27 protein-coding genes are annotated in these 22,462 nt (G+C 51.5%); 13 read left to right on the top strand and 14 right to left on the bottom strand.

The annotated features are described in order from the left end of the window. The first annotated feature begins 59 nt into the window (after positions 1-59). The 6 genes from ACZ44I_RS09265 (at position 60) to ACZ44I_RS09240 (ending at position 7,506) form a co-directional block, all read left to right on the top strand. Positions 60-1,091, top strand: coding sequence for a DUF2117 domain-containing protein (locus tag ACZ44I_RS09265; RefSeq protein ID WP_464550559.1), 1,032 nt, complete (start codon positions 60-62; stop codon positions 1,089-1,091). Continuing rightward, positions 1,088-2,239, top strand: coding sequence for a hypothetical protein (locus ACZ44I_RS09260; protein WP_464550561.1), 1,152 nt, complete (start codon positions 1,088-1,090; stop codon positions 2,237-2,239). The genes ACZ44I_RS09265 and ACZ44I_RS09260 overlap by 4 nt, the downstream gene beginning before the upstream one ends. Positions 2,240-2,302: 63 nt before the next feature. Beyond that, the gene (locus ACZ44I_RS09255) at positions 2,303-3,973 is read left to right on the top strand and encodes an ATP-dependent DNA ligase (protein WP_464550563.1); all 1,671 of its coding nucleotides are present in this window, start codon (positions 2,303-2,305) and stop codon (positions 3,971-3,973) included. Between the two features lie 31 nt (positions 3,974-4,004). After that, positions 4,005-5,180 carry a hypothetical protein gene (locus tag ACZ44I_RS09250; protein ID WP_464550565.1) on the top strand — a complete coding sequence of 392 codons (1,176 nt, stop codon included), beginning with the start codon at positions 4,005-4,007 and terminating at the stop codon, positions 5,178-5,180. Between the two features lie 33 nt (positions 5,181-5,213). After that, the gene (locus tag ACZ44I_RS09245; RefSeq protein WP_464550567.1) at positions 5,214-6,206 is read left to right on the top strand and encodes a sensor histidine kinase; all 993 of its coding nucleotides are present in this window, start codon (positions 5,214-5,216) and stop codon (positions 6,204-6,206) included. A gap of 4 nt (positions 6,207-6,210) precedes the next feature. Next, positions 6,211-7,506, top strand: a complete 1,296-nt coding sequence (locus tag ACZ44I_RS09240) for a PAS domain S-box protein (RefSeq protein WP_464550569.1) — start codon at positions 6,211-6,213, stop codon at positions 7,504-7,506. A 35-nt stretch (positions 7,507-7,541) separates the two neighbouring features. Here the strand turns inward: ACZ44I_RS09240 and ACZ44I_RS09235 are convergent, their stop codons facing one another. From ACZ44I_RS09235 to ACZ44I_RS09225, 3 genes are all read right to left on the bottom strand, one after another. After that, positions 7,542-8,333: an MBL fold metallo-hydrolase gene (locus ACZ44I_RS09235; RefSeq protein WP_464550571.1), complete on the bottom strand. Its 792-nt coding sequence runs from the start codon at positions 8,331-8,333 to the stop codon at positions 7,542-7,544. Positions 8,334-8,401: 68 nt separating this feature from the next. Beyond that, a complete protein-coding gene (locus ACZ44I_RS09230) occupies positions 8,402-8,587 on the bottom strand; it encodes a hypothetical protein (protein ID WP_464550573.1) in 186 nt (61 codons plus the stop codon). Positions 8,588-8,595: 8 nt separating this feature from the next. Continuing rightward, a complete protein-coding gene (locus tag ACZ44I_RS09225) occupies positions 8,596-8,784 on the bottom strand; it encodes a hypothetical protein (protein WP_464550575.1) in 189 nt (62 codons plus the stop codon). Between the two features lie 111 nt (positions 8,785-8,895). Between ACZ44I_RS09225 and hisD the strand changes: the two genes are divergently transcribed. After that, on the top strand, positions 8,896-10,146 hold the full coding sequence (gene hisD / locus ACZ44I_RS09220) for a histidinol dehydrogenase (RefSeq protein WP_464550577.1): 1,251 nt from the start codon (positions 8,896-8,898) through the stop codon (positions 10,144-10,146). 80 nt (positions 10,147-10,226) lie between these two features. After that, positions 10,227-10,358: a hypothetical protein gene (locus tag ACZ44I_RS09215; protein WP_464550579.1), complete on the top strand. Its 132-nt coding sequence runs from the start codon at positions 10,227-10,229 to the stop codon at positions 10,356-10,358. Between the two features lie 250 nt (positions 10,359-10,608). Here ACZ44I_RS09215 and ACZ44I_RS09210 read toward each other — a convergent pair whose 3' ends face one another. From ACZ44I_RS09210 to ACZ44I_RS09190, 5 genes are all read right to left on the bottom strand, one after another. Then, positions 10,609-10,773 carry a hypothetical protein gene (locus ACZ44I_RS09210; protein WP_464550581.1) on the bottom strand — a complete coding sequence of 55 codons (165 nt, stop codon included), beginning with the start codon at positions 10,771-10,773 and terminating at the stop codon, positions 10,609-10,611. Between the two features lie 12 nt (positions 10,774-10,785). Continuing rightward, positions 10,786-11,013: a hypothetical protein gene (locus tag ACZ44I_RS09205; RefSeq protein ID WP_464550583.1), complete on the bottom strand. Its 228-nt coding sequence runs from the start codon at positions 11,011-11,013 to the stop codon at positions 10,786-10,788. A 260-nt stretch (positions 11,014-11,273) separates the two neighbouring features. Continuing rightward, positions 11,274-11,585: a type II toxin-antitoxin system RelE/ParE family toxin gene (locus ACZ44I_RS09200; protein WP_464550585.1), complete on the bottom strand. Its 312-nt coding sequence runs from the start codon at positions 11,583-11,585 to the stop codon at positions 11,274-11,276. After that, positions 11,563-11,841 carry a type II toxin-antitoxin system Phd/YefM family antitoxin gene (locus ACZ44I_RS09195; RefSeq protein ID WP_464550587.1) on the bottom strand — a complete coding sequence of 93 codons (279 nt, stop codon included), beginning with the start codon at positions 11,839-11,841 and terminating at the stop codon, positions 11,563-11,565. Before ACZ44I_RS09195 ends, ACZ44I_RS09200 begins: the two co-directional genes overlap by 23 nt. Before the next feature lie 139 nt (positions 11,842-11,980). Then, positions 11,981-12,937 (bottom strand): HD domain-containing protein, encoded by a 957-nt coding sequence (locus ACZ44I_RS09190; RefSeq protein WP_464550589.1) that lies wholly within the window; start codon positions 12,935-12,937, stop codon positions 11,981-11,983. 107 nt (positions 12,938-13,044) lie between these two features. Between ACZ44I_RS09190 and ACZ44I_RS09185 the strand changes: the two genes are divergently transcribed. From ACZ44I_RS09185 to ACZ44I_RS09170, 4 genes are all read left to right on the top strand, one after another. Beyond that, the gene (locus ACZ44I_RS09185) at positions 13,045-13,377 is read left to right on the top strand and encodes a hypothetical protein (RefSeq protein WP_464550591.1); all 333 of its coding nucleotides are present in this window, start codon (positions 13,045-13,047) and stop codon (positions 13,375-13,377) included. 364 nt (positions 13,378-13,741) lie between these two features. After that, positions 13,742-14,293, top strand: a complete 552-nt coding sequence (locus tag ACZ44I_RS09180; protein WP_464550593.1) for an AAA family ATPase — start codon at positions 13,742-13,744, stop codon at positions 14,291-14,293. Positions 14,294-14,410: 117 nt separating this feature from the next. Further along, positions 14,411-14,653 (top strand): DUF7557 family protein, encoded by a 243-nt coding sequence (locus tag ACZ44I_RS09175; protein ID WP_464550595.1) that lies wholly within the window; start codon positions 14,411-14,413, stop codon positions 14,651-14,653. Positions 14,654-14,657: 4 nt separating this feature from the next. Next, the gene (locus ACZ44I_RS09170) at positions 14,658-14,930 is read left to right on the top strand and encodes a type II toxin-antitoxin system RelE family toxin (RefSeq protein ID WP_464550597.1); all 273 of its coding nucleotides are present in this window, start codon (positions 14,658-14,660) and stop codon (positions 14,928-14,930) included. A gap of 3 nt (positions 14,931-14,933) precedes the next feature. On the opposite strand, the gene ACZ44I_RS09165 is transcribed toward ACZ44I_RS09170, so the two are convergent. Continuing rightward, positions 14,934-15,842, bottom strand: a complete 909-nt coding sequence (locus ACZ44I_RS09165; protein ID WP_464550599.1) for a tetratricopeptide repeat protein — start codon at positions 15,840-15,842, stop codon at positions 14,934-14,936. Positions 15,843-16,278: 436 nt separating this feature from the next. Between ACZ44I_RS09165 and ACZ44I_RS09160 the strand changes: the two genes are divergently transcribed. Continuing rightward, a complete protein-coding gene (locus ACZ44I_RS09160; RefSeq protein ID WP_464548138.1) occupies positions 16,279-17,538 on the top strand; it encodes an IS110 family RNA-guided transposase in 1,260 nt (419 codons plus the stop codon). Positions 17,539-17,588: 50 nt separating this feature from the next. Here ACZ44I_RS09160 and ACZ44I_RS09155 read toward each other — a convergent pair whose 3' ends face one another. The 5 genes from ACZ44I_RS09155 to ACZ44I_RS09135 form a co-directional block, all read right to left on the bottom strand. Continuing rightward, on the bottom strand, positions 17,589-17,921 hold the full coding sequence (locus tag ACZ44I_RS09155) for a hypothetical protein (protein WP_464550601.1): 333 nt from the start codon (positions 17,919-17,921) through the stop codon (positions 17,589-17,591). A gap of 172 nt (positions 17,922-18,093) precedes the next feature. Beyond that, the gene (brxD, locus tag ACZ44I_RS09150) at positions 18,094-19,389 is read right to left on the bottom strand and encodes a BREX system ATP-binding protein BrxD (RefSeq protein WP_464550603.1); all 1,296 of its coding nucleotides are present in this window, start codon (positions 19,387-19,389) and stop codon (positions 18,094-18,096) included. Then, positions 19,370-21,163 (bottom strand): tetratricopeptide repeat protein, encoded by a 1,794-nt coding sequence (locus tag ACZ44I_RS09145; RefSeq protein WP_464550605.1) that lies wholly within the window; start codon positions 21,161-21,163, stop codon positions 19,370-19,372. The genes brxD and ACZ44I_RS09145 overlap by 20 nt, the downstream gene beginning before the upstream one ends. After that, positions 21,160-21,867, bottom strand: a complete 708-nt coding sequence (locus ACZ44I_RS09140) for a dolichyl-phosphate beta-glucosyltransferase (RefSeq protein WP_464550607.1) — start codon at positions 21,865-21,867, stop codon at positions 21,160-21,162. The genes ACZ44I_RS09145 and ACZ44I_RS09140 overlap by 4 nt, the downstream gene beginning before the upstream one ends. After that, a complete protein-coding gene (locus ACZ44I_RS09135; RefSeq protein ID WP_464550609.1) occupies positions 21,860-22,375 on the bottom strand; it encodes a DJ-1/PfpI family protein in 516 nt (171 codons plus the stop codon). The genes ACZ44I_RS09140 and ACZ44I_RS09135 overlap by 8 nt, the downstream gene beginning before the upstream one ends. Between the last annotated feature and the right edge of the window lie 87 nt (positions 22,376-22,462).

Genomic DNA, 22,462 nt, shown 5'->3' with positions numbered 1-22,462 from the left:
CATAAAATGTGTAATACCTAACCAAGATCCTATCTCTTTTCAGGGCGATACTTCTCCAGATGCAATCCCTGCAGGCAACCTGTATCTTTCATGGCCCTTTTGTCTTTGATGAAGGGGATGCAGCCCGGATCTACCACGCGCTCCTCCCAGAGCGGTCTATTGTTGCCGGAGTGATGGGGAGGACAGCAGCTGCTGCAAGCGGTCTGCCGGTAACCTATGCCGATGCCCCTCCATCTGTTGTTATCAATGGGATGGAGGGTGTTAGTATGCTGGTTAATCGGGGGAAGACGCCCGCCTCGGGGAGGCGGTTTGGAGAGATCGTCGCCTCGCGAGTCAGGGGTGGACTGATCCATATCGAGTGTTCGGATCAGATCTGTTACCTCTGGAATAATGGGGATCGGGCAATTGCAGAGGGGATCTGCGATCAGATCGGGTACCGTCTCGTTATGTTGAACTCGTCACGGGACGATCAACCGGATATCCGGAGGATCTGCGGCTGCATTCCTGGTGAGCCGGTGATGGTTGAAGGGATCACGATCGGGTATGCGACTGCGGAAGAGGCGGTCATCTCCAGGAAAGATGGCATCATCATGCCGATCAGCGGCATACGCCTGAAGCTCCATGGGATCGAGAAGCTTAACGCCATCGGCTGCCCTCCCCTTGACCGGGCATGGTGCAAGAGTGGCTGGATCAGGACTGCTACACCCGCAAATATCAGGCGAACCTCTCCCCCCTGCGGCAGGGTGCAGACGATCGATCATGCGGGGATCGCCACGTACAGGATGATCACCCCGGATACATGTGGTATTCTCGCAATCGGGGATGACACCACCGCAGTCTGCGGCCATATCGGAGCAGTCCTTGGAATACCGGTCTTTGGGATCACCGACGGAGATGGAGATAGCATTGTTCCAGAAGCCTATGCTCCCGGATCTGTTATTGTCCGTACAATCTCCGGCACCGACGATCAGATTGGCCGCGAGATTGCTGCATCCCTCCCACAGGGGGATCAGGTATGCTGGGATGAACTTGTTACTTTCCTCCTTGAACAATTTTCCGGTTCCATCCGCTTGGTGAGGGATCTCCGATGATGCGGTGTGCGGAATGCAAGGGGAAGGGGCTCTGCGGCCTCCCGAAATGCCCGATCATGCAACGGTTCTATGCACTGACGAATGAGAAGCCGCAGTCAGAATATATGGGCCCATCTCCATCCATCTTCATCGGAAGCAGCGGGTACCCCCGTGTCGTCGGAGGACCGCTCCTCCTCCGTGAGTCTGACACACCAACCGACTGGATCACCCGCGGCCTTGGTATGGAGGAGATCGTCGGTATCAGGTCGAGGACGATCCGGGGTTCACAGCCAGTCAAAACTGTCCTTGAGAAAGCGCAGGAGGTCGCTCTCTCAAGCAGGCCCCTTGATGTCGAGGCGAGGTTTGAAAAACCGATCCGCTATGATCTCTCGTTTGACGGGACCGTGGCGCCGATCGGCCTCTCGGGAAGACTCTCAAAAGTCTCTGTTCTTGATAATGCCGTGGTGGAGCCTGCCGTTGATCGGTACACATCGGATACTGATGTACGGGCAACCGAGGCGGCATCCGCCCTCTTTCAGGATGGAATAGATGTTTACCGGATCACAAGCCTCCTCACAGCAGGGCTTCTTGGCTCAAAACGGAAGTTTGTGCCTACCCGGTGGGCGATCACAGCCGTTGACGATATGATCTCAAAAGATCTCAGGAAGCGGGTTTGCCGGCTGGTACCCCTTCAGGATATCCTCGTCCACTCTGCTCTCCTCTATGGCAACAGGATTGTTCTCCTCTTCATCCCTTCCCCGGACTTTAGGTTTGAGATGATCGAGCGATGGCAGAGCAACTCCCTCTGGGGTGGAGATGAAGATGTGGTTGTAGTCGATGGAGAGAAGAAGAAGAAACAGGGGTATTCTCCGATTGCGGGCGCCTATTACTCAGCCCGCCTTGCCGTTCTCGAGCATCTGGAAAGCATTGGCAGAACAGCCCGGGTGGTGGTGGTCCGGGATATTTCCGGGGATTACTGGGCACCCCTTGGTACCTGGGTGATCCGGGAGGCAACCAGGGCTGCACTGAAATCTCCTGCCATCCCCTGTCCCGATCTCCATTCAGGGGAGGCGATGGTCACGGCACTGCTTGGCTCATCATTCTGGCGGAGCCGATCGGATCTGATCCGGGATCTCCGATCCCAACGGACATTTGCCGACTTTTTCTAAAAATGGTTTTGAGAACAAAACAATACCTTCATTCACGATCAGGGAAGAGGTATATCTGATTAAATGCTCTTTTCCGAGTTTGCCCTCTTATGTGAGAAGATAGAATCGCTCGCAAGCCGTCTTGAGATGCGGGATACAATCGCAGATATCCTCCCCGGCCTTGCACCGGATGATCTTCCAATTTTTGTCAGGTTCATCCGCGGCCTGATCTTTCCAGACTGGAGCTCTGCACATCTTGGGATCGGGCCAAATCTCCTCTATGATGCGGTTGCTTATGTGGCGGGCTGGAAACGGAGTGACGTGATCGCTCTTGTCAACCGGACCGGAGACGCCGGGACAGCTGTTGAATTCCTTCTGAAAGAGAAGACTCAGATGAGTCTCTTTGCCGAAGAGCTCACCCTTGGCGATGTCTATGCGACATTTCTGAGGATGGCCGATACTTCCGGTGCAAAGTCACAGAAGGAGAAACTGAGGAATGCAAAGCTCCTGTATTCGAATGCATCGCCACTTGAAGGCCGGTATCTCACCCGCCTGATGCTTGAGGAGCTCAGGATTGGTGTCGGGGAAGGAAGTGTCCGGGATGCGATTGCGATCGCCTTCCTTGTGAGCCCCGATTCTGTGAACAGGGCACATCAGGTGATGAATGATCTCGGTGAGGTGGCAAGGATCGCGTCTGTTGATCCGGATGCCCTCCTGAACGTGAAGATCGAGCTCTTCAGGCCTGTGAAGATGATGCTCGCCCAGACGGGATCGATTCCGGAGATGGTTGCAGGCACAGGTGAGGTCTGTGCGGAGTACAAATATGATGGGAGCCGGTTCCAGTTCCACCGGAGAGGAGACCGTGTTGCCATCTACTCCCGGAGACTCGAAGATCTGACCGCTGCGCTTCCTGATATTGCCGATCAGCTCTCAAATGTCATCTCAGGCGATGTAATCCTTGATGGCGAGGTGGTTGCCATCAGGGATGGGAGGCCGATGCCATTCCAGACGGTGCTCAGGCGGATACGGAGGAAACATGATGTCTCTGCCCATGTGGATCAGATACAGATGATCCCCTTCGTCTTCGATATCCTCTACCGTGATGGCGAAGGGCTGATCGATCTCCCCCTTTCAGAGCGGCGCATACATCTCGAAGACGTAATGAGCGGGTGTATCGCTCCACAGATCCGATCATCTGATCCTGGGGAGCTCCTGAAATTCTATCATACGGCACTTGGGGAGGGGCACGAGGGAATTATGCTGAAAGTGCCAGGCTCCCCCTATATCCCTGGCAACCGGGGGAAGCACTGGGTGAAATGCAAACCAGAAGTCGAGACGATCGATCTGGCTGTGATCGGGGGTGAATGGGGCGAAGGGCGGCGTGCCCACCATTTTGGCTCTTTCCTCCTCGCCTGCCAGGATGATGATGGAAGTCTCCTCCCGGTGAGCCGTGTTGCGACCGGTATCAATGACGAGACGCTCGCCCTCCTTCACGATCTCTTCAAAGACCGGGTGATCAGTACAACTGGTAAGGAGGTTTCCTTTGAACCCGGGATCATCTTTGAGGTAGGATACTCGGAGATCCAGAAGAGCACAAATTATGATTCCGGATATGCCCTTCGATTCCCCCGGTTTATAAGGATACGTGATGATAAGCGGATGGATGAGATTGAGACCCTCGCCCAGATTGAGGATCGTTACCGGCGGTTTGAGAGCCGGTTGGCTCCGGGTCATGATCCGGCCAGAGAGCAATAGTCATATACCTGAGTGATGCGATCTCTCTTGTATGGGAGTGGGCACTGTATTGGATCTGATGCCGCATGATGATCCAGGCCAGATCAGAGAACGCTTCCGTCTGTATATCCGGGAAAACAGTGATGCAATAGATCGCTCTCTCCCACTCTTCTTCACCCATGTCGTCTCTGCTCTTGAAGAAGGAGATGGACGGCTCCCCGATCCCGATTATAATTTTTTTCTGGATGAGATCGCCTGTGAGATCTTCAGGAACAGTTCCCGGATGAATGATCCGGCTTTCGATCAGGAACTCGGTGCCATCCTTGCAGAATATAAACGTAATGGCGGGAGAGGTGGCCTTGATCTCGTCTCCGGCCTGCATTCCATCAGGAGAGGGCTGTACCGCAATGCCGTTCTTCTCCTGAAGAAGTACCGGTTCATCGATCCGCTGATTGGATCGGCCATTGCCTATTGTTATATTCAGACGGGCCGTGAGGAGGGAGAAACGGATCGCCAGCAATCTGATCCTCTCCTATCTGCAAGGGAGCAGTTAATAGCGATGAGCGAACACCGTCCGCCTCTCGCCTCACACCCCCTCCTCACAGAAGATGAGAATGATCTCCTCTCGTCCCTCTTCTGGGATGTCTATGAGCTGGCACGGGAATGGTTCCCCCATGATGAATGGTTCCCTGAGATTGCTTTATTAAAAGCTGAGAGAGATGGCGATGCCCGCCGATATGATTCGGTTTTGACAGACGCACTCACCTCGTTTCCTGATGATATCAGGTTTCTGCGGCGTGCATTCCATGGGGCGCTTGAGAGGGAATCGCTCGAATCCGCAGCAGTGATCCTCCAGAGGATGATCCGGGTGATGCCGGATGGAATGGAGCCGGCATATTATGGCCTGAAGCTGGCAACTATCACCGGAAAGGCGGAGATATTCTACCGGTTTAAAAAGCAGGCGATCGTCCGGGGTATTCCTCTCTATCTCATCCATCTCATCGAGTATATATTTGAGATACTCCGGAGAAATCACGAAGGAGCTGTGGGGACAAGGCAGCGTTTCTCGGCATCGTATCCCCGCATTGGTTATATTATGGATCTCTTCACATACCTTGAAGAGGATGTCTTCTCTGGCGATCCAGTTCGTCAGAAGAGGGGTATGCAGGCACTACTGCCAATAGTTGACAGATTTGCAATGAGCGTATTAAAGATTGGAGAAGAGTGACCTATGCATGATGATCTAAGTATTCAGGTTTTTTTGCGTTCTCCCTGTGGGATGCTTGTCCTTGAAAAGAGGACAGGAACTGTTGTTGCGATTAACTCATCCCTCTCAAAAATTCTAGGGTGCAGGAGTGGCCTTGATCTCTCCCTTCCTCTCTCTGCGGTTCTTCAGACCGGCGCATCTTCCCAGACCTCACGAGGGGTTTTTGAACAGAAGATACGGAATGCGGTCATGGAGGAGAGGGACGGCTTCACTCAGATGCTCCGCGATGCTTCAGGGATAAGTGCCGAATACCTGATCAGGCCACGTGCAATCAACCTTGACTATCGTGAATATATCCTGCTCTCCATATCAAAGGTCTCAGATATGTCCTCATCAAACCTCCTGATGGAAGAGGCGCTTGCCGAGAAGGAGGTGCTGCTCCGCGAGGTCCATCACCGGGTGAAGAACAATCTCCAGGTGATCTCAAGTCTCCTCCAGCTCCAGTCCCAGTTTGTGAGCGATCCGAAGATCCTCGGCTATATGACTGACAGCCAGAACAGGGTCCGGGCACTTGCCTATATCTATGAACATCTCTACCGGTCAAAGGAACTCGGGATGATCGACTTTTCTGAATATACAACCCGGATCACCCAGAGTCTTCGGAGGGAATATGGCGCCAATGCACAGAATGTGGCCGTGCAGTTTGATATCCATGATGTGGTATTGAACCCGGATACCTCGGTCCCCCTCGGGCTTCTGCTCAATGAACTGGTTTCAAATGCATTCAGGCATGCATTCCCTGATGAGCGTGAAGGGACGATTATGATCTCCATGCACCCAAATGAGAATGGAAGCTATACTCTTGCTATCAGGGACGATGGCATCGGGATGCCAAAAGGCATCAGGATCGAGAAGATCCAATCGCTTGGCCTCCTCCTCGTCTCTTCCCTGGTGACACAGCTGGATGGAACGCTTGAGCTGAAAACAGGTAAAGGAACTGAGTTTCGGATTGTCTTCAATCCATTAAAATACAAAGAGAGGGAGTGAAGAGATGGCAGAAACCAGTGTTTGGATCGTCGAGGATGAATCTATCGTCGCAATGGATTTAAAGGCCCGTCTTCTGAAGATGGGGTATTCTGTTGCCGGGATATCCGGCTATGCAGAGGAAGCAATAGAAGAGATCCGTCTGCATCCTCCGGATATTGTACTGATGGATATCGTCCTGAAAGGTACGATGGATGGGATCGAAGCAGCAGCGATCATCAGGGAGGAACTGGAGATCCCTGTTGTGTACCTGACGGCATATTCTGAAGAGGGAACGATCTCGCGGGCAAAGGTGACCGAGCCGTATGGGTATATCCTCAAGCCGTTCATGGAACGTGATCTGCAGATCGCCATCGAGATAGCAGTGTATAAATCCTCGATGGAGAGGAGGCTTCGGGCGAGCGAGCGGTGGCTGAAGACAACGATGCAGAGCATGGGTGAGGGGGTTATCGCAACTGATACCGGGGGGGTTGTGAGGTTTATGAACCCGGTTGCATCCAGCCTCACCGGCGTCGGCGAGGAACAGGCGGCTGGGAGCCCTTCAGGCGCTGTCTTCAGGATTGAGAACGGTGCCGGAAACCGGGGTGCTGATCCTGTTCTACAGGCACTCAGGGATCAAAGAGCAGTCTATTCAGATCAGCTGATGGTTCTTGTCTCTTTGGATGGTACACGGCGTTTTGTTGAGTATACTGCAACCCCGATTATGGATGAGAAGGAACATCTCACAGGGTCAGTGCTGATATTCCGGGATATCAGCGATCGCGTCCGGACTGAAGAGGAGCTTCGCCGACACCGCGAACACCTCGAAGAACTTGTTGCCGAACGGACACTGGAGCTTCGAAAAGTGAATGCCCGGCTTGAACAGACACTTCATTATATTGATATGGTAGAGAAGAAGTGGGTCGAAGATGCACTCGTCTCAGAAGTTGCCGGCAGCTATACTGCCCAACCCCGGATGCCGGATGGCCTCATCAGCATTGATTCGGGTCTCCATGTCAGGCTGATCAACTATGCGGCAGAAGAGATGATCGGATGGACGCAGAAAGATGCCGAGAACCAGCCGCTATCTGCAATTCTTTCGCTTGAAGGCCATTCCAAAGATGCAATCGCAAAACAGCTCCGTTCAGTTGTTGCAGGTGGTGCCAGGGAGCCTGTGGAGATGGATTGTATCCTTCTCAGGCGTGATTGTGTGAGAATGCCGGTTCGGATCAGCGTCGAGCCATTCCGGGATCACTCCGGCATGATCATCGGTGCAACCGTCTCAATACGCCGGATCCAGCCCTCTCCTGTTGGAAAGATGTAGAATCGAATGGAGCATTTTTCTACCTCTATCCTGTCTCAATGAATCCGTATCGGCCGGGAGAGGCAGGAACAGTCGATTCCGGGAGATGCCACCCGGAGATCGGTATAGGTCATATCGAGGCCAAGCGCCTCCTGTGATGAGGCGAAGGCAACTAAGGGGGAGTTGTTCACTTCACTCAGATGCGAGAGGATGACGGTGGAGACTGAGCCGTGCAGCTCGGTGAGACATTCTGCTGCCATTTTGTTTGAGAGATGCCCCTTTTTCCCCCTGATCCGTCGCTTCAAATATTCAGGATAGGGCCCTTCCTCAAGCATCTTCGGGCAGTGATTTGATTCAAGGACAATTCCATCGCTCTCTGCAAGAAGCTCCATCATTCGGGGGGTGACTGTCCCCGTATCGGTCATGATTGAGAGCTTAAGGTCATCTGATCGTATGGAATAGCCGCATGGTTCGGTTGCATCGTGGGAGACGGCAAAAGGGGTGACCTCGAATGCCCCGACTGTCAGGGGGGTATTGTACCGGCAGGCGATATGGGGTGGAGGTTTTTTGATCTGCTGCCGTGTCGAGGAGAATGCCGCAAGTGTCCCGCCGGTTGCGATCAGGGGGAGGGAGAGAGCACGGGCGAGGGCATTGGCACTCCGGACATGATCGGTATGTTCGTGGGTGAGGAGGATCCCCCCGACGATTGCCGGGTCTCCGCCCGATTCGGTTATTCTGGTGATGATATCCCTTTTTGCGATGCCCGCATCGATGATGAGGGCGCTTGTGCCGTTGCTGACGTAGATGCAGTTGCCACTGCTCCCGCTTGCAAGCACTGTGCATTCCATCAGGTACGTATTGGTTGCTCCTGTTAGATAACAGGCGGGGTTATGCTCCCTGATACATCCCTGATCCCTTATATCTCACCGCCACGCTGCTCCAGCTCTGAAAAGACGGGAGCAAGAGTTCCGCTCAGAATTGATCGTTTTGCAAGCCTGATTAGGTACCTGACATACTGGATATGGGCCAGCTGAAAACTGACGATCAGTCCAAAACAGAGCGAGACGATGACTATCAGACTATAGCCGCTGAGGGTAACCATACAACACCTTATGATTCACGTTCAATTTCGTCAAGGAGGGGAATGAGAGAATCTTTGTCTGAACATTCCTTCCCAACGATAAGAAATCTCTTCGTATAATACCTGGAGAGAGCGATGTATCCTCCGATAAGTCCTATGCCAAAAGCAAGAGCCCCGATGGCGACATAGGCGGAGAGGCTCAGCAGGAGATCACTCATTTCTTCACCATGGGCACTTTTTAACTTCCGACTATATAAAATGAGTATCTATTTCTCTGGGATTGTCTGTATTTGGAAAGATTCAATGGATCTCCGGGTGTATAGGTACGTATGTGGAATCAATGTGACATTTCCGGCTGGAAGGAGAAGCGTCGGGGTGATATTTCCGGGGTTCTGGGTGCTGTCCGGGATATCGTCGATCAGATCGAGACGGATGGTGATTCCGCCCTTCTTGATCTGACCGAGCGGTTTGATCGGATCAGGCTGGATACCCCACGAATCCTTCCCGAGGAAATTGAAGAGGCGTACGAAGAGGTGGATGAACGCCTCGTTGAAGCACTCTGTGAAGCAGAAGCCAGGATCACTCGGTTCCATGAACTCCAGAAGTCCCGTTCCCTCTGGCTTGAGGAGGTTGAGCCGGGCATCACCCTCGGTGTCCGGACACGCCCTCTTGACCGGGTCGGCTGCTATGTGCCCGGCGGAAGGGCGGCTTATCCCTCAACAGTCCTGATGACGGCTGTCCCTGCAAGGGTTGCCGGGGTACCAGAGATCTGCTGCTGCACCCCGCCCCCGGCCGATCCGCTGACACTTGTTGCGATGGATATCGCCGGGGTGACGGAATGCTACCGGGTTGGTGGTGCCCAGGCGATTGCGGCAATGGCTATCGGGACAGAGACGATCCGGCCGGTCGATAAGATCGTGGGGCCGGGGAATGTCTATGTGACTGCGGCGAAGATGATCCTCCGGGATCGTGCCGAGATCGATTTTCCCGCAGGACCGTCTGAGATCGGGATCATTGCCGATATGACTGCTGATCCCTCCTATATCGCAGCCGATGTCCTCGCCCAGGCAGAGCACGACCCCCACTCGGCAAGTGTGCTTGTGACGACTGATGCGGGGCTTGCTGAGCGTGTCGGGGAAGAGATCGCCCGGATGGTTGCGTCTTCCCCAAGGCGGGAGATCATCGAAGAAGCCCTCACGCAGTCCGGGTATGTGATTGCATCCTCCCGGGGTGAAGCAGTCCGGATGATGAATGAGATTGCGCCTGAGCACCTCTCGCTCCAGGTGGCTGACCCGATGGCACTCCTTCAGGAGGTCGGGCATGCAGGCTCGATCTTTGTCGGGCCCTGGACGCCGGTTGCCTGCGGGGATTATGCATCAGGGACAAACCATGTCCTCCCGACAGCAGGGTATGCGAGGGTTCACTCCGGGCTTGATGTCCACCACTTCTGCACCCGCAGCCAGGTCCAGATCCTGACTGAAGAGGGGCTTGCGGCGATCGGCGATGTGGTGGAGGCGCTCGCCGAGGCAGAAGGGCTCTATGGGCATGCAGAGTCGGTACGGGTGAGGCGGCGGGGGTAAGCTCCCCCTCCTTAGAACCTTTCCTATATCCTATACACCGCTTTCCCACTCTTTTCTCCCCTCCACTTCCCCGTCCTCACATGCTTCGCAGGGAGGTTGAACTGGTGACCGCAGATGCAACGCGGGAGGGGCGGGAATGTTTCGGGGGCTGCCTCACCACCCGCCCCCCGATACCCGTGCCGCACCTGCTTCAAAATACCCGCATAAAATAGCGAGGAGACATTTTATAGGCATCCAGACGGTATTTTGTCTCCGGCTGAAATTGAATCATAGGCACCATGATATCCCATAGGGGGGTCCTGGGAGAAAGGTTTGCTGAAAGTGGATTTCTGTTTTTGATAAGCGAAAAACTCCTTCCCTGTCAGATCTTCCCATATTTCTTGTGCGCCTGTTCAATTGTCATGATCTTTTCTATCCATATGGTATCGGAATCGGCTGAAAAGAATATCGTATATTTCCATGCTATATGCATGCGCCAACGGGGTTTTTTGTATGAAGCTTCTTGATATTGCCCCGGGCATGTGGATGGTGGATAAGCTGTTCGATATGTTCGCCAATGATATGTTGATCTTTTTGAGGAAGTTCCCGGATGAACTCCTTTGCACGATCCTCGATTTTGATCTGCACAAAGAACCTCGTTTACAGATTAAGTTCTTTTTTTGCTTCTTCCCATGAGGTGAAGGTGCCGGTTGCATCAATTTCATCGAGATCCAACTCAAGCTTTCGTCTCTGGTGTTCGGCAATAAGATCAGCAACTGTTTGACCAAGGGTCTTCCCCGGTTCTTTGATATTCGAGAGTGCCGCCCATGTACCCGGGGTGAGGGCTACCCGCTTCGTTGCTACATCAGACTGTTTCTGTGCCGTCATTTTTCCCTTCTCCATAAGACAATTCTTTTCTTTTACTTCTGCTTGTATTTCGGATTATACCTTCGTGTATCAATACACACCAGTACATGTGTGTGGCGATATGTGTTTATACAGTTGTATAATCATATACAGCTGTACAATAATGTATCTTGATGCTATTAATCATTTTCAGGCTTTCAGATATTTGTGGTAACGAGTCAGAGACAGGTCTCGTGTTACTTTGGAGAAGAGTCCCATTTTGATCGGATTGTAATGGTTGGCTACCAGAAAAACCGTGTATCCAGCAGGCGTCCCTTATGTACTACACGGAGAATGATCACTTTTGAGCCGAACACTCTGAAGATGATACGGTAATTGCCATAGAGAAGATGGCGATACGCTGTTCCAAGAATTTCGTTTTCTGGTACGAGTGAACAACGCAGGGGAAGGGTACTGAGCCCCGCTATGCTCTTCTCAAGATCAAAGATGAATGCTGTTGCTCGTTCTGCGTTGTCCTGAGAAATATACTCCCATATCTCCTCAACATCCCGTTCAGCGACGGTGGTGATCTCAACCTGATATCTGTTTTTCACGTTTGAACTCACGTATAAATTCACTGGCTGAGCGTGTCTGTCCGTTCTCTACATCTTTTTCAGCCGGAACAAGCAGCCGTGCGAGATTCGCTGCTTCCAGATACTTTTCATATGCTTTGATATCAAGCAGGATGGAATCCGCCCTCCCATTTACTGTAAGTATGACAGGACGACCGGTTGCATGGAGGTGATCAAGAATCTCACGGGTGTGGCGTTTCAGATCCGTGACTGATCGAATATCTTCCAAGGGGCTCATGTATACTATATAGTGCCTTTTATCATATAGAATATAGCATTGAATGTGGTGCTTTCTATCGTATCTTTGCATCTCACCTTTATGTAATGTAATTCAAGCCCTCAGACGACTTGTCTGGAAATTATTGACTGAATGTCCCCTATATCCTATACACCGCTTTTCCGCTCTTTTCTCCTTTCCACTTCCCCTCTCCGGGTCCAAGCGGTGCGATATCGTCGGCTACCTCCCGGAGGGTGGCGCTTGCGAGATCGGCGAGGTGAACCGCCCAGGCTTCAGATGTCCGTGGCATGACCTCGCCGTATTCTCCGTGATGTGACTGGATGATATGGAGGAGGTGGAGGTAGGTTGCATCATCGAGGTAGTCCTTAAACCTCGTGAGGAAGGTGATCCCAAGCGGGATGTGGCCGATCAGATCGTATTCGGGGCGGGCTGCATATCCGATCCCCTTCTCTTCAAAACAGAGGGCTTTTCCGATATCATGGAGGAGTGCACCGGCGATCAGGATGTCGCGATCGATCCCGTAGCTCTTCTTCGCCTCTGCCATGGCAACAGCAATTGTCGCCGTCTCAAGGGTATGTTCTGCAAGGCCGCCCCGGTAGTTATGGTGGCGTTTCTTGGCAGCAGGCTTCTCGTAGAAGCCGCCCGCATCCATCAGTGCGAGGGAGACGACCAGTTTGAGCTGGCCGTTTCCAATCGTCCCGGCGAGGTTCTGTATGGCAATAGCGGTCTCTTTGATATCAACGGGCGAGTAGACGAACTCTCCCTTTTCTGATGCCTGGATAGCAGCCGGGGCGGCGAGATCGGCTATTCCATCATTGATATTGATCTCGCATTCGCCATTGAAGACTTTTGCAAATCCCCGAATCCGGTAGACTTCTCCCGGCTGGAGGCTCCTGCCGAGTGCCTCGATCTCGTCGGCCGATTGTGCCGGCAGCCCCCAGATCTTGCAGGAGATCCGGCCGGTTCTGTCGGCGAGCGTGGCGAAGAGGTATCTGCCATCATCTTTCTTCTTGCGTATATCGATCTCTTCGAGGAGGAAGAGTGAGTCCACCTCGCATCCGTCGTGTATATCGGTTATGGACTGGGTTTTTGGCATGGGATCACCTTGCGTATGGGTCATAGTATCCGTTGTGGACAAATATATGAGAATCTGGTTGCTGAGATGTATTTTGTGTATCGGTTGGGAATGTGTAGATATGATGTATGGGGCTCTCCATTTATTTCTCATTGGATATTATGGCAATTAGGATCATTATGCACTCTATGCACACTCTTATATCTTCATTCGTCCCATTATCCTCCATGTCATCCAGTACTGCTGACCCTGGAATTTCCTCTATAAAACGCATTCCGGTGAAGGAACCCACCTGGCGCGATCTTCATAATCTGAAAGAGGCAGGCCAGAGTTTTGATGAACTTATTGCAGCTATGATACGGCGGGAACAGGATTTCCGTGAATGGAAGATGATCTGCGAGATTGATAGAAAAGGTGATTTCATCCCTTTTGATCCTGATGAAATAATGAAGGATGATTGAGAAAATTACGAATCATTGTATTATTCAGATAAAGGGTCGTTTCTGTGTTTTCGATTGTAATCGAGAAGAAAGCAAGGGAGTATCTTGGAAAACTTCACCAAAAGACTCGCCGAATACTTGTTGATAGAATACTTGAACTACAGCACGATCCTTATCCTGGAGGCAACAAGGAAAGACTGGATTATCCTCATCCTCCTGTGGTTTATCGCCTTCATGTAAGCAGATTATTTACGGTTTTCTATATTATCATAGAGGATGAGCATGTTGTCCGGGTTGAAAAAATCATGACCATTGAACAAGCACATAAAGAGTATCGACGACGATAATTCAGGATTCAGCAACGTTTGCTAAACGAATAAGGCATATGGCAATCGGGAAGATGAAGATTCTCATCATCGGAACACTTGGTGCCGGGAAGACGACACTTGCACGAGCCCTCTCAGACGAGACTGGTCATCCGTATACATCCATTGATGACTGCCGGATTGGGTATTCTGATGGCACAATTGATGGTGAAGAGACGGCATGGCGTTATTTCCTGAAGGCATGTTCTGATCCATCCCCGGCAATCCTTGAGTTCTCAGGGATGGGTCCGTATGCCTGCCTGGTCCGCGATGCACTTCTCAGCTCGAAATTGGAGGTAGCAATCATATGGATTGATTGCCCCCACGATCTCTGTATCGAAAGGGCAACAAAGCGGGAAATAATCATTCCTGCACCATATGTATGGGCGCCGATCGACTATTCTGTTCCCGCAATCCATTCCGGGATCGAGATCGCCTGGGAGGAGATATGGAGTGCTGAACCCTCGTTCCATGCGAGGAGATTGGTGTTTTCCCATGATGCGCTTTCAATTGAGGTCTATACGAGGGTCGAATCATATCTTCAGGATATCACTCCAAAAAGGTCTTTTTAGTGGGTCGCTCCTGTGATTGCCAATCCTCGCCCTGCATAAGATCCTCTCTTCTCATCTGAATGATTGCATATTCAGATGTGCAAAGATATATGATGATATATTTCCATATATTCTAATATGCCCGCTATCACAACAATCCGGATCAGCACTGATCTCCGGGACCGGCTGGCATCGTTGAAGGTGCACCCGAAGGAACCGTTTGAAGATGTTATCGAACGACTAATTGAGGTTGCGATCGACGATGAACCTCTCAGTGATGAGACCATCCAGGCAATAGAGGAGTCGCTTGCCGATATCAAAGCCGGTAGAGTTCAATCTCTTGAAGCTGTTGCAGGCGAACTTGGTCTTCTGGATGACTGATTGAATGGCCTATAAAGTGTTGATCTCAGCCGTTGCAAAAAAAGATCTTATCCGGCTCCCGGTACCTGTTGGAAAGGCAATATACCGGGAGCTAAGCACACTTGCCGGTGAACTGAATCCAAAAATCCATGTAAAAAAGCTCAAAGGGAGCAGCGAGCCGTCTTTTTATTCTCTACGGGTGGGGGACTACCGGGTCATCCTCACTATCGACAATGCAGTGCTGATCATCCACGTTATTGAGACAGGTAATCGAAGCTCGATATACCGTCAGTATTGAGGGTTATAGGACGGCAGATGCCTCGTTTAGCGTTCCCCCTGCCCCCCCTATCTCCTCATCCGGGGGATCGAGGATACAGAGCCTTCCAGAGGCACGTGCCCTCTCAAAAGCCACGGCAGCTTCTTCATTCCTGCCGAGCCTCGTGAATGCCAGCCCACGGTAGTACCATTGGAACCGGGCTTCTGCCACAAAGCCGAGTACCTTCTCCCATGCTTCTACTGCTTCTGCATGCCTGCTGAGGGCATCGAGGGCAGCACCCCGGATGTACCATGGAATGCAGAAATCCGGGTATATTGCTATCGCCTGATCGCATGATTCGATTGAATCAGCATATCTGCCAAGGGAGAAGAGTGAAGACCCCCGCAGTGCCCATGCATCCACATAACGCGGCTCGATCTTCGCTGCCCGGTCATATGACAGAATCGCCTCCTCATACCGGCCGAGGGCATGGAGGGCACAGCCCCGGCTGGTCCATGCCGGGGCTAAACCGTCATCATGCCGGACTGCATTTTCAAAGGCTTCAAGAGCCTCATCATATCGCCCAAGGGTGCTGAGTACCAATCCCCGGTCATTCCATGCACCAGCATGCTTCGGATTTATCGTGAGTGTCCGGTCATATGACAGAATCGCCTCTTCGTACCTGCCGAGCCCCTCAAGAGCACTCCCCCGGTTAATCCATGCGATGCAATGTCCCGGCTCGATCTGGAGTGCCATATCATAGGATCTGAGAGCCTCTTCATGCCGCCCGAGATTGCTCAGTGCCGCACCGCGATTGTTCCAGGTATCGACATGGCCGGGGTGGTGGGCGAGTGCCCGGTCAAAATAATCGAGCGCTTCGGCATAGTGCCCGGCGACCTGGAGCTCGACACCCTTGTTGAAATCGCTTTTCCTGAGAAAGTCAAAGAGTGGCATGGTGATGATCCTGGTTTTGTCTGCTACAGTACTATTCTCCTCTCTATTTATGTACTGTTTCGATCCAAATCTTCAAAATCCCTTAATAATTGATCCGTATCCGACGGGCCAGAGGGGTGGTAACAGCCGTCAACAAGAAATATTCTGGAGAGAAAATCTGAAGTCCACAAGCGGCTTCCAGTCAAAGTTAACAATTTACAAAAAGTCACTCATGACCCTATAGGGGTCACATGCAATAGATGAAAACTGGTGAGTAATCATTAAGTTTCCTGGGTTGTATCACCTCATGGGGATGACAAGACCTATCTTTCCTTGGGCCTTCTGAACCCGTGAAAAAGTCTGGTCTTATTTCTTCGAACATGCAATTGTGCTTCGAGCACGTATATCAGAGTGACCACATATTCTGTCATCCCCACACTAATGGAGGTGATACACAATGTTTCCTCGGGTCGATAGCGCCTGTGGCATTGATGTCCATCGGTCAAAACTCACGGCCACTATCATTGATGCTTCTGGTTCTTATGAGACAAAAAACTATTCTACCCAACTTCCTGATCTGATCAGGTTACGTGATTGGATTGTTGAGAATAACTGTTCTCGTGTGCTTATGGAGGCAACGGGCGTCTACTGGGTGCCGGTTTACACCATACTTGAACATGCTGTACCAACGTTTGTTGCAAATCCATACTTCATTAAATACGTCCCCTCTTCAAAGACAGATACTAAAGATGCCGTATGGATTGCTGAAATCTGTTTGGAAGGGCACTTCAAAGCTTCGTATATTCCTGAAGAGAGAGTTCGAGATTATCGTGATCTCTGCCGTTCCTATAAGAATTTAGTGAAAGAACGAACACGATATAGAAATCGAATCCACACCATTCTCTCACGGGCAGGTATTCGGATCACCCCAGTCATTTCCGATCTCTTTGGTAAGAGTGGTCTCATCATTCTTGATGGACTGGTCAAGAGAAAGACATTTGATGAGATATTTGCACAACTCTCTCATCCCGGCATCGTGAAGAAGAGAGAGAAGATTGAAGCTGCTATTTGCGGGGAATTAACGGAGAACGATATATTTGGCATTCAGTCTGCACATCGCATGCTTCAGCAGATTGAGAAGGAGATAGATATCCATCTGTCACGTATGGTTGACCTGTTTGAGAATGATCCAGAGCAGATCAATATCCTTCTCAGCATTCCAGGAATTCAACTTCAGTCAGCATCGATGATACTTGCCGAAATTGGTGATGTAACCCGATTCCACTCAGCCAAACAAATAGTGCGTTATGCAGGTCTTGATCCACGTGTTTCTGAATCTGCCGGTAAAACACGGATGGGATCCATCAGTAAACAAGGGAATAAACATCTCAGAACATATCTGGTCGAGTGCGCTTCAGCGTTGTCCAGAAGCAAGGATAACATGTTTCGTCAGTTCTATGAGCGGATTAAACGGAAGAAAGGACATAAGCAAGCAGTCGTAGCGGTGGCTCGAAAGTTGCTGACCATCATCCATCATCTGCTGACAAACAAGGAGATGTACGAAGATCCACTTATGACAAAACCAAAGCAGATCAAAATACCAAAACTCAAAACACGCCAACCCATCAACCTTACCAATGCATCTCAGATGCTCAAGAGTGTGATGGCAGGGATTGCAGTAAAGACAAAAACAATTGATGTATATCCACACACTTAAGTGGCAGATGACATTGATTTAAAAAAATAGGTGATGTTTTCATATCAGGGTTAGTTGTCCTTTGGGGAAGAAACCAGACCTGCAATAGAAATAACAAATCCTGCAACTCCGGCTACTGGACCAATAACCTGGAATAATTTGAGAAGGTCGTATTTTTGTTGAACATCACTATCTAACACTCTTGCAAGAGAGCCAATGAGAGTTTCATATTCTGGCAGTTGGGTTAATGCAATCATATACAACGCGGTTCCAATTGCTAAAATAGCAATTCCAATTATTAAAATCTTTGAATTCATGATATGCCTATAATTACATTCTACGTTAAACACATACATATTGTTATGGGTAAGCGGATTCTTATCCTCAGGTCCTTTATGGATCATTCCAAAACACCATTTTTCTCCGAGTCTGCTCAAATAGGGGATTATTTGCTACTTTCATCCAGGAAGGCTCAATTCAGGAAAGAATCCTTTATGGGAACAGCGGCATTCAGCTATGGCTGACCGGTTACATACCATCAACATGTGATGGAGAAGGGTGTTCGCAAGCTTCCATTCACCACTCAACCTCCATCACTGCCCGTTCCTCCTCCTTCAGTTCAGGCATACCGCTCCCCTCAAACCGGTACTTCTCCATCGGATCGTAGGCAGCATGGAGTGCGCACTTGTCAAGGATATCCACAAACTCACGCAGGAATATCCGGGGGATCACATCGATCCGGCCGCCAAACCGGAGTGTGATCCGGTCGATCATCGCCCGTATGAACCTGAGGTTCACCCGCTCCGGGTCCACCTCCGCGTATGCCTCGCCATAGATCAGAACGACCCGCGAGGCCACCTCAAAGAGACGCCTCTCATCAAACCGCTGAAGGATGATCTGGGTCTGGAGAGGATTCGCAAACCCGTCATCCTCCATCACCTGCAACCGGTCATAGAGCGGGGAAAGCGATCTGATCCCTTTTGGCCCTTCGAAGAAGGATGGAGTTCCCGTGAAGAGGAGGAATGAATGGGGCATCTCGTTTCTGTCAACCGAATCGATGATCCGCCTCAGGTTCACATACCCCTTCTCGCGGAGCGGCCGGGATGACCCCTGTGTCGTCTCCGCCTCATCAAAGGCGATTGCAATTCCCCGGTACCCTGCCTGAACGATGATCCTCGTCAGTCCCCGGAGGAAGGGGAGGGCAGACCCTTCATCCACTGCTCCTTTCAGCCCCGCCTCTGATTTAAAGCTCCTGCCGACCGTCTCCTCCCCGGATATCCAGCCGAGGGCTGCCTGTGCGATAGCGAAGTCGCCCCGGTTGTTTGCCTGGTAGTATGTCCTGACTGCTGCGGCAAGCCCTGAGTTATCTTCAGATATCCTTAGGAGGGACGCCTCGATCTCTCCCGCAGCAGCTGATGCCAGCTGCTCTTCATCCTCCTCGCCAAGTGACTCGATCAGCCGTTCTTCGATCCCAAAGATCCAGGTATCAATGATACTCTTTAATGCAGCCTCCCCTGTCCTGGTCCTGAGGTTCTGTGTTATCGCGCGATAGAGGGCGGCAAGCTTATGGAGCGGGGTGTCCGGAGAGATGACGACATGGGCCGTTGCAAATCCGCTGGTTCGGGCAATCTCAAGGGCACGGCAGATAAGAAAGGTCTTCCCGCTCCCAAAATCGCCCCTGACAAACTTCAGGTCTGATCGTCCGGCTGCCACATACTGAAGCTGATCGGCGATCACACGCTCCTCGGTTGCGATTCCGACTGCGAGCCGTTCAAGCCCATCTGCCGGGACAGTGCCCCGCCGGAGGGCATTGATGATCCCGATACTCTGCAGTTTCCTGTCGTTCCGTGTATTATCTAAAGATCCAGGCATATATCTCCCCATTCTCTGAGATGCCACGCTTCTCGATTATGCTGATCCCTTCTTCGCCTGCCTTCCTGATAATCTCATTGATAATCCCGGCAACACGCCTCGTGCCGAGAAGAGATCTGAGTTCCATCTCATGTGCCTCAGCATGTTCGCGGATGAATGCCAACGCTTTCTCCTCCTTCTCTGTGAGCATCAGCCTCTCCGCGATCGGTATCTCTTCAGAAACCGCATCCACCTGCATCCTCTGTATCACCGGCCTTTCAGAGAGTGCATGATCTTTTGCCTGCGAGAGGAGGGGAATAAAATCCCCGATTCTGATCGAGGAGGGATAGCAGGGCATCATGTCAAGCCCGGTCAGGCAGTGTTCCTTGCATGCCTGGTAATCTCTTCTATCCAGAGCATCGGATGCCGCATAGAGGGAGGCGACTGCAAGGATCTCTCTCCCGTTTGCCGTGAGATCCGGGATCATATCCATGAGCCGATCGATGAGGGCGTGGGTGATCTTCATGTTCTGGTACAGTTTCTCCTTACCATGGACAATCTCCCCTGCCACCATCTCGAGATCCTCTCCCTTCCGGATTTGGGAGAGGATATAGAGGATCACCTTCTCAGCCTCACGCCACTCATGGTTTCGTGCAGAAAATGCAGCATAAGGGATGCCACCACGGAGATAGTGGCTCCGGTATCCACGGTAGAAGGTATCACGGGCACGGGTGAGATCGCCATAGCGTTCATACATCTCTCCAAGGCAGACCAGGCAGACCCATGATGGATGGGGTTCAAGGAGGGTGCGGATCTCCTCGATGACGGAATCCTGTTCCTTTGTCAACTCAAGGAAGGCGATATATTTTTCGATGATCACCTTCAACGACTCCGGATGTTCAAATGAACCGAGCTGTTCTGAGAGGAGCTCTGCATATTCTTCCCCTGCTGCATCCATCTCGCCTTTCGCCCTGAGCAGATCGCAGAGGAGGAGATGATATATCGGCTCATCCTGCATCTCCCTGAGAGAGTGGAGCATTAAAATCCCCTCATCATAAGAATGAAGCTGTTTTGCAAGCAGCACAGCAGAGAAGAGGAGTTCGATGTCAGTATACTCCCGGATGTACCCTCTATAACGATCAAATGCCTCTGCCGGATCAATCCGTCCAAGGGCAGATAGCCAGAGACGGAGATAGATCAGATCGCTCTCCCTGATCCATGCCTCTTCAGCTGCATCTGCTGCCTCGGCATATCGTTTGGATGCGATCAATGCCTCGATGTACCCGGGGTTTTCCCCTCCCGCCGGTTTTATCTGCCTGTATATGGTAATCGCCTCATCTGCCTCCCCGATCGCAACCAGTGACCTGAGAAGAAGGAGGTAATCCCCGGAGTTCTGTGAGATCCGGACGAGAGCTTTCTGTACGGGAATGGCGCCACGATGATCTCCCTTTTCTGCAAGGATCCGGGAATATTCCCTGAGTGCTACAGGGTTCTGCTGGTCGAGGCGGATCGCCTCGGCATATGCGGCTGTCGCAGCCGGCATATCCCCTCTCCTCCTGAACACCTCTGCGAGCCCGAGATGTGCCTTTGAAGAGCCGGGAATTGTGGAGATGAGATCGGAAAATGCTGCTTCGGCATCGCTCAGCCTCCCGAGTGCGAGCAGATTCTCAGCAGCCAGGATCTCAAGCGCAATCTCCTTTGTTCTGATGCAGAGTGCCAGCGACTCTTCATATGCTCCTGTCTCGTAGAGGAGGAATGCCTGTTGGATCCGGTCTTCCGGTACCATTTCTTTCATCGAATGCGTATCCTGAGGAGTCCGGTTATCATTGCTATCGAATCGGTCATCCTGACGCTTGACCCTCCCCGGTCACTCCAGCTGATCGGCAGCTCGATCACATCATATCCGGCATTACGGGCTCTCCAGAGGAGCTCGACATCAAACTCAAAGCCGGTGGACTCCACCGTATCCAGTGTGCTGTCGATCAATTCCCGCCGGAACGCCTTTGCTCCACATTGAGTGTCTGCATATGGCAGCCCAAAGAGGATGCGTATCAGGATATTAAAGATCCTGCTCTGGACCCTGCGCATCAATCCCTGCCTGATCGGGATCATTGATCCGGGCATCCAACGTGATCCGATCACGCCATCTGCATGGTCCAGGTGCGAGAAGATATGGTTCATCTCTTCAATGCTTGTCGAGCCATCGGCATCCATAAAACCGATATACTTTCGTGTGGCCTTTTTCATGCCCCTGGCTATGCCACCGCCTTTGCCGAGCCGTTCAGGAGAGGAGATGCAGGTGATATCGCAGTCGGGATTCTCCACGGTGAACCGGGAGACGATCGAGGCTGTTGCATCAGTCCCATCTGAAATAATGATGATCTCACCGCCAAATCCGATGAGATCGATGAGGAGGTTGCCTATCCTCTCCTCCTCATTATATGCAGGAATGATAAGGCTGCAATCCTTCTCAGATACCCTGTCCATGGTGTTATGCATTCAGTGTCGAGACGATTGCCTCACCAAATGCCTTTGCAGCAGCCGGCCCATTGGCAGTAATGATCTTTCCGTCGACAACCACCGGATCATTCTGCAGGGATGCACCACCCTCCTTCATCGCATAGGTTGATGCGGGGCTTGCAAAGACCGTTGCCTTCTTACCCTTAAGGATACCAGCAAATGCAAGGACTGCCGGGGAGAGGCAGATGGCGGCCACGACTTTTCCTTTCTCGTCAAAGTCTTTCACCAGCGCAACCAGCTCCCGGCTGCTCCAGAAGAAATCCTGTGCACCGAGTCCGCCGATGATCACGATTCCATCGAATTCGGCAGCGGAAACGTCACCAAATGTCACGGTCGCCTCTACACGATCCCCCATCATCCCCAGGCATTCACCGGTCTGTGTGGACCCGATGACCGTTTCTATTCCCTTTGCCTTGAATATCTTCATCGGCTCGCTCAGTTCTTCATCACGGAACCGATCAGGTGCAACTGCTACCAAGAGTTTCATGTATACTGATATCGGAAACAATCACATTAAGGGTTTTCACCGATCTGCAGAATAGAGGCGATCCTCAAGCAACTCAGAGTTATTATT

This window comes from Methanocalculus pumilus, assembly GCF_055382585.1.
Note: the sequence above shows the minus strand (reverse complement) of the source record. Positions and strands in the feature narration are given on the sequence as shown.